Source organism: Peribacillus sp. P4_C12 (genome assembly GCF_056402095.1).
In genome coordinates, this window is record NZ_JBFUIB010001064.1 from 1 (window position 1) to 747 (window position 747).

The 747-nt window shown below is 38.9% G+C and carries 1 protein-coding gene; it reads right to left on the reverse strand.

Annotated elements, in window-relative coordinates; genetic code table 11:
- On the reverse strand, positions 1-684 hold a 684-nt coding region (locus tag AC1DUW_RS31310; protein WP_477644510.1), incomplete at its 3' end, for a VOC family protein.
- Positions 685-747: the final 63 nt, after the last annotated feature.

Here is a 747-nt window from a genome sequence, read left to right on the forward strand (position 1 = left end):
ATATCTTGATTTTCCTTCAGTAGGCTTTCCTTTGTAAATCACATTTGTTACCTCAGGGGAACCAGAGTGAATGATCGACGGTTTTTCCATATCTAGCAATCTACAGTAGGCATCCGCAGCTGCATCAAGGTCTTTAACGACAATTGCAAGCTGGTCTACTTTGTTAGTCCCTAAAAGCGGCTGAACGCTGTCATCCTCCGGTTTTTCCCATTCTGTTTGCCTCGGTTCTGCACTCTCAAGCAGTTCAACTAACGTTTTATGATCATCTAGTGTATCTACATACACGTACCGGCCGTCACTCGAGGTAAAYTCACCTGTTTGCAATACTGGGTATCCACTTTTCTCCATCACAGGAAGCCTCTTTTGGATAGAGTCAACATCAAAAGCAATATGATGAATTCCTTCACCTACTGTATCCAAAAACTCACGCATTGTTCCTGGATTTTTATCCGGTTCTATGAGTTCGAATTGGACGGTTGGTGTATTAAGAAAAGCCAGTTTAGATTTTGAATCTGTTGGTTCACCTTTAAAAATCACTTTCGAAACAGTACTGTCACCAGTTAGAAATGGTTCAACCTTCTTAATGCCTAACAATTTTGTAAAAGCTACATTAGCAGATTCAATATCTTTTACAACAAATGCAAGCTGATTAATATTTCTATTGCCTAATAGTGATTCAGTCATGTTTATAAACCTTCTATCTAAAGTCTATTTATTTTAAACTTTCATTCAGCCAAGTCCCCGCAC